Origin of the sequence: Bradyrhizobium sp. CCBAU 45384 (assembly GCF_028128665.1) — a bacterium.
Lineage (GTDB): Bacteria > Pseudomonadota > Alphaproteobacteria > Rhizobiales > Xanthobacteraceae > Bradyrhizobium > Bradyrhizobium manausense.
The window spans coordinates 189411-202664 of record NZ_LBIZ01000117.1 but is presented as its reverse complement, the minus strand read 5'-3'; the positions used below and the strand labels follow the sequence as shown (position 1 = coordinate 202664).

The 13254-nt window shown below is 64.5% G+C and carries 9 protein-coding genes and 2 pseudogenes; 8 read left to right on the top strand and 3 right to left on the bottom strand.

Annotated elements, in window-relative coordinates; genetic code table 11:
• Positions 1 to 6 precede the first annotated feature (6 nt).
• Positions 7 to 1442 (top strand): annotated as a pseudogene (locus XH80_RS32450) (PepSY domain-containing protein).
• A 4-nt stretch (positions 1443 to 1446) separates the two neighbouring features.
• Here the strand turns inward: XH80_RS32450 and XH80_RS32445 are convergent.
• Positions 1447 to 2583 carry an MFS transporter gene (locus XH80_RS32445; protein ID WP_271602119.1) on the bottom strand — a complete coding sequence of 379 codons (1137 nt, stop codon included), beginning with the start codon at positions 2581 to 2583 and terminating at the stop codon, positions 1447 to 1449.
• A gap of 881 nt (positions 2584 to 3464) precedes the next feature.
• On the opposite strand from XH80_RS32445, the gene XH80_RS32440 reads away from it, so the two are divergent.
• From XH80_RS32440 to XH80_RS32410, 7 genes are all read left to right on the top strand, one after another.
• On the top strand, positions 3465 to 4397 hold the full coding sequence (locus tag XH80_RS32440) for an N-carbamoyl-D-amino-acid hydrolase (protein WP_271602118.1): 933 nt from the start codon (positions 3465 to 3467) through the stop codon (positions 4395 to 4397).
• Between the two features lie 46 nt (positions 4398 to 4443).
• Positions 4444 to 5913 (top strand): dihydropyrimidinase, encoded by a 1470-nt coding sequence (gene hydA / locus XH80_RS32435; RefSeq protein WP_271602117.1) that lies wholly within the window; start codon positions 4444 to 4446, stop codon positions 5911 to 5913.
• Between the two features lie 179 nt (positions 5914 to 6092).
• The gene (locus XH80_RS32430; RefSeq protein WP_271602116.1) at positions 6093 to 7697 is read left to right on the top strand and encodes an ABC transporter substrate-binding protein; all 1605 of its coding nucleotides are present in this window, start codon (positions 6093 to 6095) and stop codon (positions 7695 to 7697) included.
• A 17-nt stretch (positions 7698 to 7714) separates the two neighbouring features.
• Positions 7715 to 8656, top strand: a complete 942-nt coding sequence (locus XH80_RS32425) for an ABC transporter permease (protein ID WP_220002783.1) — start codon at positions 7715 to 7717, stop codon at positions 8654 to 8656.
• Complete coding sequence (locus tag XH80_RS32420; protein WP_271602115.1) at positions 8653 to 9576, top strand: ABC transporter permease; 924 nt, start codon at positions 8653 to 8655, stop codon at positions 9574 to 9576. The genes XH80_RS32425 and XH80_RS32420 overlap by 4 nt, the downstream gene beginning before the upstream one ends.
• Before the next feature lie 15 nt (positions 9577 to 9591).
• Complete coding sequence (locus XH80_RS32415; RefSeq protein ID WP_057758835.1) at positions 9592 to 10581, top strand: ABC transporter ATP-binding protein; 990 nt, start codon at positions 9592 to 9594, stop codon at positions 10579 to 10581.
• A complete protein-coding gene (locus XH80_RS32410; RefSeq protein WP_271602114.1) occupies positions 10578 to 11561 on the top strand; it encodes an ABC transporter ATP-binding protein in 984 nt (327 codons plus the stop codon). Before XH80_RS32415 ends, XH80_RS32410 begins: the two co-directional genes overlap by 4 nt.
• Before the next feature lie 159 nt (positions 11562 to 11720).
• Here the strand turns inward: XH80_RS32410 and XH80_RS32405 are convergent.
• Both XH80_RS32405 and XH80_RS32400 read right to left on the bottom strand, forming a co-directional pair.
• Positions 11721 to 12164 (bottom strand): annotated as a pseudogene (locus XH80_RS32405) (helix-turn-helix domain-containing protein); the annotation flags it as partial.
• A 243-nt stretch (positions 12165 to 12407) separates the two neighbouring features.
• Positions 12408 to 13115 carry a hypothetical protein gene (locus tag XH80_RS32400; RefSeq protein ID WP_271602113.1) on the bottom strand — a complete coding sequence of 236 codons (708 nt, stop codon included), beginning with the start codon at positions 13113 to 13115 and terminating at the stop codon, positions 12408 to 12410.
• Between the last annotated feature and the right edge of the window lie 139 nt (positions 13116 to 13254).

The window sequence follows — 13254 nt, the reverse complement described above, 5'->3', positions numbered from 1 at the left end:
GATCGCATGACCGGCGTGATCATCCTTCTGCACCGCTGGCTCGGCATCGCGTTCTGCCTGATGTTCGCGATGTGGTTCGCAAGCGGCATCGTGATGCACTTCGTTCCGTTTCCCGCGTTGACGGAGGCGGAACGCTTCACCGGTCTGGCGCCGGTGGAGGGGGCATCGATCATTCCGGTTGCCGACGCGGTCGCCGCAAGCGGGATCACGGACGCCACGCGCATTCGCCTGATCCAGCGCAGCGACGGGCCGGTCTATGTCGTGTCGGGACCGTCACGGGTTCGGGCGGTCCATGCGTCAGACGGAGCCGACGCCTCGGTGGAATTTCCCGATGTCGCGCTCGCCATTGCACAGGACCATGCCCGCCGACGCGGGTTCGATGCCGCACACGCTGCGATCATTGCGCGCGCCGATTACGATCAATGGAGTGTGCCGAAGGGTTTGATCGCCACCGGCCGCTATTCCGCATCGCTCTCGGCGATGCGGCCGGGACGGAAATCTACGTGTCGTCGCGCACCGGCGAGGTCGTGCTGGACACGACCCGCAGCGAGCGCGGCTGGAATTGGATCGGCAGCGTCGTGCACTGGATCTATCCAACGGTTCTCAGGAGCAACTGGGTGCTGTGGGACCGGGTGGTTTCGAATCTCGCGCTGGCGGCCCTGATCGCGGCGGCGCTTGGGGCGCTGCTCGGTGTCATCAGGATCAGGATCCGGGGGCGGGTCTCGTCACCCTATCGCGGCTGGCACGCTCTGCACCACGTCATCGGTCTCGTCTCGACCGTCTTCGTGCTGACCTGGATTTTCAGCGGCTGGCTCTCCATGGATCACGGACGGCTGTTTTCGCGCGGGCAATTGACCGTGGCTGAGGCGGGCATAACGAATGCTGTCCCGGACTGGCGCACGGCTCCATCGCTCGATCAGCTGGCGCTGTCGATTTCTGCCCGCGAAGTCGAATGGTTTGCTTTCCACGTGAGCGTCTTTCGGCGCGACCGGACTGATCTTGGCCGCCAGATCTTGACCAAAGCGGGCGAGGCAGCCCGCGATCGGCAGAAGACGTTCCTGGATGAGCAGGAGGTCCTCCGCTTGACGACGCGCCTTGCGCGAGGCTGCGGCGCGGTGTCGGTTGTTGCGGATGACGACGCCTATCCGGCCCGGTCCAGCGTTCCCGGCGCTCCCGTCTATCGCTCACGCTGCGGCGATCTCTGGTTTGACGTTGACGGCGCTGACGGCAGCATTCTGCAAAGGCTCGACGCCTCGCGGCGGGCCTATCGCTGGGCCTACAGCGCGCTGCATACGCTGGACGTCCCCGTCCTCATGGCGCATTCGCGCCTGCGCGATGGCCTGATCGTCGGGCTTTGCGCGCTCGGCCTGGCGTTCTCCGTCACCGGAATCGTGATCGGCTGGCGGCGCTTGCGGGCAACCTTTGCAAGCAAAGGCGCATGACGCGCTAAATTTTTCTGGTCACGGCGCGCGCCGACAGCGTGACGATGCACATCAGCGCGGCGAGCATCCAGAATGCCGCCGGCAATCCGATGACATGGGCGACAAAGCCGATGCCGGCAGGGCCAACCAGCACACCGGCATAGCCGGCGGTGGTGATCGACGCCACCGCAAGCCCGGTGGGCATGGCGGTCTGCCTGGCCGCACCACGGAACAGCACCGGCACGAGGTTCGAGGCGCCAAGGCCGATCAGCAGGAAACCGGCGATGGCAATGGCCGCGCTCGGCGCGAGCAGCAGCACCGCAAGGCCCGCGACCGCAAGTACGCTTCCCCCGATCAATGTCGCGCGATCGCCGATCCGCGCGACGACAGCGTCGCCGCCAAGCCGGCCGACGGTCATCGCAATCGAGAACACGATGTAGCCGATCCCACCGCGAGCCTCGCTGACGAGGCCCGCGCCGATGACGAGCAGGGCACCCCAGTCCAGCATCGCGCCTTCGATCAGGAAGGTGACCGCGGCCAGCAGCGCCAGCAACAGCACGATGCCGTGCGGCAGCACGAACAGCGGTCCCTCCTGCGCCTGTGTCCTGCGCAGCAGGCGCGGCCAAGCAATCGCCATCGCGATCAGCATCAGTACGGAACAGATCAATGCGCTTCCGAGCGGTCCAAGATGCAGCGACAGCAGCGCCGTCATCACGGCCGAGCCGGCAAACCCGCCGATGCTGAAGAGCGCATGAAAGCCCGACATCAGCGGCTGTCCTGCCGCGCGTTCGACCTCGACGGCGTGGATGTTCATGGCGACATCGATGGAGCCCAGCGCAGCTCCGAATGCGAGCAGCGACAGCGCCAACGCTACAGGCGTGCCGGCGACGACCAGCAGCGGCAACATCAGGGCAAGGCCGATCCCGCCGGCGATGATGATCGGCTTGGTGCCGTAACGCGCGCTCAAAATGCCGGTCGCGAGCATCGCCACAACCGAGCCGATGCCGAGGCTGAGCAGCAGCAGGCCGAGGACGGCGTCGTCGACCGCGAGCCGCGCCTTCGCGAACGGAACCAGCGGCGCCCAGCACGCAAGGCCGAATCCGGCGACCAGGAACGAGAGGCGCGTGGCGAGCCGCGTCGCCGGCCGGTCGGCTGAGGCCATCGGTGAAACTCCGGGGGAAACGCACGCGATCGCGTGCGAGGGCTACGCTTAGATCAACGGGAAGCGAATACCAGAGTTCCGCGGGGGCCGTGAGTTGACGTTTTGTATCATGATCATGTCGTTCGGAAGCTTGTAGCCCGATGGTGCGGTTCTGGAGCGAACGCGGAAGCGCAATCCAACAAGATTCCGCCGTCATTCCGGGGCGCGCGAAGCGCGAACTATGGTGCGCAATTGCGCAACTGAGAATCCATCGTGCCGCGCGTTGTGAGGGTGAATGGATTCCGGGCTCGCGCCAAACGGCGTGCCCCGGAATGACGGCGGAGAGAGCGGCTTGCGGCGCCCCCCGTTTCGTCGCGCCATACATTCGAAATATTCCACTTTGCCGAAATTCGGATTTGTCTCGTCTGCCGCCATCGTCACGAGCCGCGGATCGGCTGCGGTGGATGCTGCGCTGAGCTGAGCTGACGCGCGTGCATAGCTCATAGGCATCCGACGATCCGGTATTGCCGCGCGAACGCCTGTAAATTAGCCAGACAGCTCAATTCCTTCGATTGCAGCGCGGCGAAAGTCGCTAATTCATCGCGGAAAATCCGTGGTGCGCTGCACGTTATCCCTATGCTCATCTGCTCATTCCGCGGGCAGTGCGGTCCACCGAGATGGAGGTGAGCGCGCATCCTCTGGACGTGGAGCATCATCTCCGCGCCCGAGGGTTTACTGTGGCGCGGCTGCAAGGTGCCGAACGGGGGAGAACGGACGGCATGAAAGCTGCTTGGCTGGCAAAACGCCGCTCGGCCACGTTATGCTGCGCGCGCAGACCCGCGCTTGAAGCTGCGATCGCCAGCCTCGCCAAAAAAAGTCGTCAAGAAGTCAGGACATCGCTGATGCGTATCGTCACAGTTGCAGCCGCCCAGATGGGCCCGATTCAGAGGGCCGACAGCCGCGAGGTCGTGGTCAAGCGCATGATCGCGCTGATGGACGAAGCCAAGAGAAGAGGCGCCGATCTCATCGTCTATCCCGAGCTGGCACTGACGACGTTCTTCCCGCGCTGGTATGTGGAGGACCGAGCCGAGTTCGACAGCTGGTTCGAGCGCGAGATGCCGAATGCGGCGACCATGCCGCTGTTCGAGCGCGCGGCGCAGCACAGAATCGCGATGAATTTCGGCTATGCCGAGCTGACCCCCGACGGTCACCACTTCAACACCGCGATCCTCACCGACAAATCCGGCAGGATCGTCGGCAAATATCGCAAGGTCCATCTGCCCGGCCATGTCGAATACGAATCCCACCGCTCGCATCAGCACCTGGAGAAGCGCTATTTCGAGCCGGGCGATCTCGGCTTCAACGTCTGGCGCGAGCTCGGTGGCATCATCGGCATGGCCATCTGCAACGATCGCCGTTGGCCCGAGACCTATCGCGTCATGGGCTTGCAGGGCGTCGAGATGGTGCTGATCGGCTACAACACGCCGTCGGTGAATGCGGAGAAGAGCGAAGAGGGCGTCGAGAAGCGCCTGTTCCACAACCGCCTCTCCGTGCAGGCCGGCGCCTATCAGAATGCGACCTGGGTGGTTGCGGTCGCCAAGGCCGGCGTCGAGGATGGGCATGCGCTGTTCGGCGGCAGCCTGATCGTCGATCCCAATGGCGAGATCGTTGCCGAAGCAAAGACCGACGATGACGAGGTTCTGGTCCACGCCTGCGACCTCGACGCCACCACCTTCGGCAAGACCACGATCTTCGACTTCGCCAGGCATCGCCGCATCGAGCATTACGGCCTGATCACCAGCCGCACCGGTGCGGTGCCGCCGCCTGAGACGTGATGCGGACGGCCTTCTCGCAAGCTGGCGATCAACCATGGAGTGCCTCATGACCGAACCCACCTACGACCTCATCATCCGCGGCGGGCGCGTCGCCACAACAACAGACGTGTTCGAGGCCGACGTTGCCATCTCCGGCGAGACCATTGCGGCCATCGGTCGTGGTCTGCCTCCGGCCAAGCGCGAGATCGATGCGCGCGGCAAGCTGGTGCTGCCGGGTGGCGTCGACAGCCACGCCCATATCGAGCAGCTCTCCGCGGCCGGCATCATGAATGCCGATACGTTCGAGAGCGCGACCGTATCGGCGGCCTTTGGCGGCACCACCACGGTGATTCCGTTTGCAGCGCAGCATGTCGGCATGAAGCTGCCGCAGGTGGTGGAGGATTATCACGCACTCGCCAGGAAGGGCGCCGTGATCGACTACGCCTTTCACATGATCATTGCGGATGCGACCAGGGAGACGGTCGAAGAGCACATTCCCGCACTGGTGAAGCAGGGCCATGCCTCGATCAAGATCTTCATGACCTATGACCGGCTCAAGGTCGACGACGAGCCGCTGCTCGACATCCTCCTCGCCGCGCGCCAGTCCGGCGCAATGCTGTGTGCGCACGCGGAGAACCACGGCATCATCGCCTGGATGGTGAAGCGGCTGCTCGCGCGCGGCTACACCATGCCGAAATACCACGCCGTCAGCCACGCCCGCGTGTCTGAGGCGGAAGCCTTCACCCGGCTGATCGGCATGGCGGCGCTGATCGACCAGCCGATCATGATCTTCCATGTCTCGACCGCCGAAGGCGCCAAGGTGATCCGCGACTCGCGGGGGCAGGGGCTGAAGGTGTTTGCCGAGACTTGCCCGCAATATCTGTTCCTCACCGCTAGCGATCTCGACAAGCCCGGCGCGGAAGGCGCGAAGTGGATGTGCAGTCCGCCGCCGCGCACACGTTCCGACCAGGAAGCGCTGTGGCAGGCATTGTCGCTCGGCGATCTCCAGACCATCTCGTCGGATCACGCGCCCTATCGCTTTGATGAGACCGGCAAGCTGCGCGCCGGCCCCAATCCGAACTTCAAGCAGGTCGCCAACGGCCTTCCGGGATTGGAGCTGCGGTTGCCGCTGCTGTTCGACGCCATGGTCTCGAAGGGCCGGCTGGGCCTCGAAAAGTTCGTCGAGCTGACCGCGACGGCGCCCTCAAAGATCTACAATCTGCATCCGCGCAAAGGCTCGATCGCCGTCGGCGCCGATGCCGATATCGCGATCTGGGATCCCAACCGCGAGACCGTGATCGCCGACGAGATGATGCACGATCTCGCCGGCTATACGCCGTTCGCCGGCCGCAAGCTCAGGGGCTGGCCGGTATCCGTGCTGTCGCGTGGCCGGCTGATCGTCGACGGCGGCAAATGTCTCGCCAGCGCAGGCAGTGGCCAATTCCTGGCGCGCAGCGGCGGCGAGGCGGCGAAGCCGACCGGTCGGCTCGTGGCGGACATGGACCCGGAGCGGAATTTCGGAGCAAAACTGCTGTGATCGCGCACCCGGCGCGATGACGATCGCCGTCCGCGCTACTGCGCGGCGACAGGCGCAAGTCGCCAATAGCCCGCTGCCGAAGGAACGGTTGCTGGCATACCATTTGCAAGCCAATGGGCTCTGTTTCACCTGCCTTTGGCCAATGATTGGCTGGCACCACGGCTTTACTGGAGGACTTTATGGATCGCAGGACGGTATTGAAGGGACTGGCCGGCGCAAGCGGTCTGGCATTCACCGGTGGCCTCTCGGCCCCGGCGATCGCGCAAGGCGCGGCAGCCCGTACCCTGCGTTTCGTGCCGCAGGCCAATCTCGCCAATTTCGACCCGATCTGGGGCACCCAATATGTCGTGCGCAATGCGGCCGCGATGGTCTGGGACACGCTCTACGGCATCGATTCCTCGTTCCAGCCACAACGCCAGATGGTCGAATCCGAGGAAGTGACCGACGACGGCATGACCTGGACGTTCAAGCTGCGTTCGGGCCTGAAATTCCATGACGGCGAGCCGGTGCGGAGCAAGGACGTCGTCGCGAGCCTCACTCGCTGGGCTGCGCGCGATCCCATGGGCCTGATGCTCAAGGCGATCCAGCAGGAGCTCACCGCCGTCGACGACCGCACCTTCAAATGGGTCCTGAAGCAGCCCTTTCCGAAGCTGCTCTACGCGCTCGCCAAGAACAATGCGCCCTGCGCCTTCATCATGCCGGAGCGCATCGCGCAGACCGATCCGTTCAAGCAGATTTCGGATTATATCGGCTCCGGCCCGATGAAGTTCGTCGCGGGCGAATGGGTGCCGGGCGCGAAAGCGGTGTTCGAAAAATTCGCCGACTATGCACTCCGGCAGGAGAAGTCGTCCTGGCTCGCGGGTGGCAAGCAGATCCTGCTCGATCGCATCGAGTGGGTGATCATGCCGGATCCGGCGACCGCGGCGGCGGCGTTGCAGAATGGCGAGATCGACTGGTGGGAGAACCCGATCGCCGATCTCGTTCCGGTGCTGAAGAAGAACAAGAACATCAATGTCGATATCGGCGATCCGCTCGGCAATATCGGCTCGTTCCGCATGAATTTCCTGTACCCGCCCTTCAACGACGTGCGCGCGCGGCGCGCCGTGCTGATGGCGATGAGCCAGGAAGACTATATGCGCGCGCTCGTTGGCGACGACGATTCGCTGTGGAAGCCGCTGCCCGGCTTCTTCACGCCCGATACGCCTCTTTACACCGAAGTGGGTGGCGAGGTTCTGAAGGGCAAGCGGGATCTTGATGCGGCCAAGAAGCTCCTTGCGGAGAGCGGCTATTCCGGCCAGCCGGTGACGTGTCTCGTCGCGCAAGACCAGCCGATCACCAAGGCGATGGGCGACGTGACGGCCGATCTGTTGAAGAAGCTCGGCATGAATGTCGACTTCGTGGCGACGGATTGGGGCACGGTCGGCTCGCGCCGCGCACAGAAGACGCCGCCGGGCCAGGGCGGCTGGAACATGTTCCACACCTGGCATGCCGGCGCGGACTGCATCAATCCCGCGCCCTACACCGCCATTCGTGCCAATGGCGACAAGGCCTGGTTCGGCTGGCCGACCAGCGCCGGCACGGAAAAGGAGGTCACGTCCTGGTTCGAAGCCAAGAACCTCGACGAAGAGAAGGCCGCGATCGGCCGTCTCAACAAGGCGGCGATGGATGACGTCGTCTACGCGCCGACCGGCTTCTTCCTGACCTACACCGCGTGGCGCAAGAACGTCTCCGGTGTCACCAAGGGACCGCTGCCGTTCTTCTGGGGTGTGTCGAAGACCGCATGATCCTGCACTGAGGCCAGATGCTTTCCTACATCCTCCGGCGCATCGTCGCCACCTTGCCGGTGATGGCGATTGTCGCACTGTTTGTGTTCAGCCTGCTTTACATCGCGCCGGGTGATCCGGCCGTGGTGATCGCGGGCGACCAGGCGAGCCCGGAGGATGTGGAGCGCATCCGCCAGAGCCTCGGCCTCGACCGGCCGTTCCTGATCCAGTTCGGAAGCTGGGTCTGGCGTCTCATGCACGGCGATCTCGGCACCTCGATCTTCACCAACCTGCCGGTGTCGACCATGATCGGGCAGCGTCTCGGACCGACGCTGTCGCTGATGGTGATAACACTGCTGCTCACGATCGTCGTCGCGGTGCCGCTCGGTGTCGTTGCGGCGTGGAAGGCCGGCAGTTTCATCGATCGGGCCATCATGGGCTTCGCCGTGTTCGGCTTCTCGCTGCCGGTCTTCGTGGTCGGCTACATGCTGGCCTACATCTTCGCACTCGAGCTCGAATGGCTTCCGGTGCAGGGCTATACGCCGCTCAACCAGGGCTTCTGGCCGTGGCTGCAGAATTTGATCCTGCCGGCGATTGCGCTCGGCTGCGTCTATATCGCGCTGGTGGCGCGCATCACCCGTGCCGCCATGCTCGAAGTGCTGCAGCAGGACTATGTCCGCACCGCCAAGGCCAAGGGCCTCGGGCAGGGCGGCATCCTGTTCATTCATGCGCTGAAGAACGCGGCGGTGCCGATCGTCACCGTGATCGGCATCGGCATCGCGCTCCTGATCGGCGGCGCGGTCGTGACCGAAAGCGTGTTCGCGATTCCCGGCCTCGGCCGTCTCACCATCGATGCGATCCTGCGGCGCGACTATCCCGTCATTCAGGGCATCGTGCTGTTGTTCAGCTTTGTCTACGTCCTCGTCAACCTGATGATCGACGTCACCTATACGCTCGTTGACCCGAGGATCCGCTATTGACCGATACCACCGTCAACCCGCAGTCGCTTCCGGCCGGCCTCGTCCTCGCGCCGCAACTGCCTGACATCCTCCGGCCGGTCACGATCCGCCGCGGCTTCATCGGGTTCTTGCGCGGCCATCCGACCGTTGCGATCGGCGGCGTGTTGCTGCTGGCGCTGGTGCTGATCGCGGTTTTTGCGCCGTATCTCTGGACGGTCGACCCGACTGCGCTCGCGCCTGCCAAGCGCACGAGGGCACCGTCGGCAGCGTTCTGGTTCGGCACCGACGTGCTCGGCCGCGATATCTATTCACGCGTGCTGTTCGGCGCACGGGTCTCGCTCACGGTCGGGCTGTCGGTCGCGATCTTTGCCTCCGCGGCCGGCCTTGCCATCGGCATGGTCTCGGGCTTCGTCCGCTGGGCCGATGGCATCTTGATGCGCTTCATGGACGGCTTGATGTCGATCCCACCGATCCTGCTCGCGATCGCGCTGATGGCGCTGACGCGCGGCAGCGTCGGCAACGTCATCCTGGCCATCACCATCGCCGAGATCCCGCGCGTCTCGCGCCTGGTCCGCAGCGTGGTGCTGTCGCTGCGCGAGCAGCCTTATGTGGATGCGGCGGTCGCGTGCGGCACACGCGCGCCGATGATCATCCTGCGCCACATCCTGCCCAACACGGTTGCGCCGATGCTGGTGCAGGCGACCTATATCTGCGCCAGCGCCATGATCACCGAGGCGATCCTGTCCTTCATCGGCGCCGGCACGCCACCCACGATTCCGTCCTGGGGCAACATCATGGCCGAGGGCCGCGCGCTGTGGCAGGTCAAGCCCTACATCGTGTTCTTCCCGGCGGCCTTCCTGTCCGTCACCGTGCTCGCCGTGAACCTGCTCGGCGACGGCCTTCGCGATGCGCTCGATCCGCGCATGGCCAAGCGTCTCTGACCGGGGCTGATCGCAATGGCGTTGCTTGAAGTCGAAAATCTCCAGACCCACTTCCGCACTCCCAGCGGCATCAACCGCGCGGTGGACGGGGTGTCCTTCCATGTCAATGAGGGCGAGACGCTCGCCATCGTCGGCGAGTCCGGCTGCGGCAAGTCGGTCACCTCGATGTCGCTGATGCGGCTGATCCCGGAGCCGCCGGGCAGGATCGCCGGCGCGATCCGCTTCGCCGGCAAGGATCTGCTGCAAATGTCCGACCGCGAGATGCGGGCCATCAGGGGCAACGACATCTCGATGATCTTCCAGGAGCCGATGACCAGCCTCAACCCGGTCCTCACCGTTGGCCGCCAGATCCGCGAGACCCTGATGATTCATCAGGGCCTGGACAAGCAGGCCGCCGAGGCGCACGCGGTCGAGATGCTGACGCTGGTCGGCATTCCCGAGCCGAAGCGGCGCGTGCGGGAATATCCGCACCAGCTCTCCGGCGGCATGCGCCAGCGCGTGATGATCGCGATTGCGCTCGCCTGCAATCCGAAGCTCCTGATCGCGGACGAGCCGACCACGGCGCTCGACGTCACCATCCAGGCGCAGATCCTGAAGCTGATGCTCGATCTGAAGCGCCGCGTCGGCGCCGCGATCATCCTGATCACCCACGATCTCGGCGTCGTCGCCGAGATCGCCGAGCGCGTCATGGTGATGTATGCCGGCCGCAAGGTCGAGGAAGCGCCGGTGGCCGAGCTGTTCCGTTCCCCGCGCCATCCCTATACCCAAGGATTGCTCGGCGCAGTGCCGAAACTCGGCTCCTCGCTATCAGGCACCACGACGCGGCTCGCTGAAATTCCGGGGCAAGTGCCCGATCTGCGCAAACCGATCACCGGCTGCGTCTTCGCCGGCCGCTGCGCGCTCGCGACCGATCTGTGCCGGCAATATGCGCCGGGGCTCGAGGAGAAGGGGCCGCGCCATATCGCGGCCTGCCACTACGCAGCCAAGGGAGCCGTCGCGGCATGAGTGTCCCGCTGCTCCAGGTCAACGACCTCAAGAAGCATTTTCCTGTCAACAAGGGCCTGTTTGGGCGCAAGTCCGAATTCGTTTATGCCGTCGACGGCGTCTCGTTCGAGATCGCGCGCGGCGAGACACTGTCGCTGGTCGGCGAATCCGGCTGCGGCAAGTCGACGGTCGGCCGCGCGATCCTGCGGTTGTTCGATGTGACGTCGGGCCAGGTGATCCTCGACGGCCAGCGCATCGATGATGCGCTGCCGAGCACGATGCGCCAGATGCGCCGGCGCGTGCAGGTCGTGTTCCAGGATCCGTTCTCGAGCCTCAACCCGCGCATGCGGGTGCGCGACATTCTGGCCGAGCCGATCCGCAATTTCGGCCTCGCCAAATCGGCAACCGATCTCGAAACGCGCGTGACCGCGCTGATGGACACGGTGCGCCTGCCGCGCGAGGCGCTGAACCGCCGGCCACACGAGTTCTCCGGCGGTCAGCGTCAGCGCATCGGCATCGCCAGGGCGCTGGCGGCCGAGCCCGAGCTGATCGTCTGTGACGAGGCGGTCTCGGCGCTCGACGTCTCGGTCAAGGCGCAGATCGTCAACCTGCTGCAGGATCTGCAGCGCGAGTTTGGCCTGGCGCTGCTCTTCATCAGCCATGATCTCGCCATCGTCGAGCATATGACCCATCGCGTCGCGGTGATGTATCTCGGCAAGATCGTCGAGGTGGCGCCGCGCCGGCAGATCTTTGCAGCGCCGCGACATCCCTATACCAAGGCGCTGCTCTCGGCGGTCCCGCTGCCGGACCCGGGGGCCAAGCGCAGTCCCATCATCCTCGGTGGCGACGTGCCGAGCCCGATCAACCCTCCGAAAGGCTGCCGCTTCCATACCCGCTGCCCGTACGTCTTCGATCGCTGCCGGACCGAAGAGCCGCAGCTTCGTTCGGCGGAAGGCGAGCAATGGGTCGCCTGTCATCTGGATGCGCTGCCGACGGGATAGGGCGCATTCGTGATGCCGAAAACCGCGGCGCCATGAAAAAAGGGGCCGTCCTGTGAGGGTGCAGGGCGGCCCCAAGAGGCTCGTAGGCCCGGGAGGAGGAGGGCGCGAGCCGGCGCAAGTGGCAGCGCACCTACGCCAAGCGGGTTATCGAGAGCGTTGTCATGCAGCGGTGCTCACGATGTGGGCCTGATCCCATGATGGACGCCGTCGTGGCAGCGTTTCAACGTCAGGCCGGTGGCTCTTGCTGGCCGCACGCCAGCGCGCCGGGGTCTCGCCGCTGATGCGCTTGAAGACGGTCGAAAAGTGCGCCTGAGTGCTGAAGCCGACTGCAAGCGCGATCTCGGCCAACGGTCTCTCGCTCGTCGTCAACAGCGACTTCGCCTGCTCGATGCGATGATTGAGCAGATATTCGCGCGGACGATATCCGGTCGCTGCGCGGAACTGCGCGGCGAAATGCATCCTGGAGAGGCCTGCGACGCCGGCCAGCTCGGACAGGCTGATGCCGCGTTCGAAATGAGCAGCGATGTGTTGTTCGACGCGTCGCAGCCGCCATTTCGGCAGAGCATTGACCTTGGCGCGCGGCAATTCGGGGCGGACCTCGTGATCCCCGGGCCCCGCCGCAAGGTCGATCTGGGTGTAAACCGTCTGCAATTCCGTCAGCATCGCCTGTTCTCTCAAAGCTCGTTCGCTGTAACCACGGGATTCCGAACCCTTGGCATGGTGACAGGATATGCGCGCTCCGGCCTGGAAGCCCGTTAGGAACTGTTAGATTCTGTAGATGCGGACAATCTGCAGTCATCGATCGCAGAAAAGTTCCCTTGAACCAGGTCTCAGCGACTTGGCCCGCTACTCGAAGACGGCGTCGAAGATCTCGACGTCGATCAGCACCGGCTTGGCGATAGCGCTGCCGTCGGGCTGTTGCATCAGCGTGCGCCGCAGGGTTGGAACGACGATGCCGTCGAAGTTGTCGTGAGCCCACGAATAGTGCGCGACACGTGCGCCGAGGAGATCGTGATCGGTTCGCCGCTGCAAGGCATTTTCATCGAAGTAGAACACCTGTTCGGACGCAAGATTGATCAGGCTCGGCGGCAATTGCGCGCGAAGGCGCCGCCACGTCTCATTGTTCTCCCGCCACGGCGGCAGCTCCTCGATCGCAACGTCAGGACGGGCGAGAAGGAACGGGGTGGTGAGATAGTTCCATATCTGGACGCCGCAGAAGAAAACCAGATGCAGCTCGTCCGCCAGCGCATGCGTGCCATTGCTGGGGACGGCGAGACTGGGGTTGCTCAACGTCCGCAGCATCTGACCGTCGAGGGTTTCGATCGTGATCGCATCAGGCGCGAACGCGCCTGACTGTTCGCCGCCGGTGATCCCCGTGAAGCGCACCGATTGTGTGCGCATCGATCCTTCCGCGGTGACATCCTTGAATTCGCGGGCATGCCCGGCGTCCGCGAACAGCGTTCCGCCGACGGACAAATGCAGGGTGAACCGGCTCAAGCTGTTCCAGCGGGCCAGTCCCCCGCAGGCGTCGATCGCATCGTCGAGAAGTGCCATGTCTCACTGCATCCACCATGAATTGGGATCACCATGGCGGAGTGGGCGCGGCCTGGCGTGTTAGAAGTTGTTAGGAGTTGCAAGAGCCAGATCTTGCGGTATCCTGTTGAAGACGCTCCTAATTCAGGGCGCAACAAGC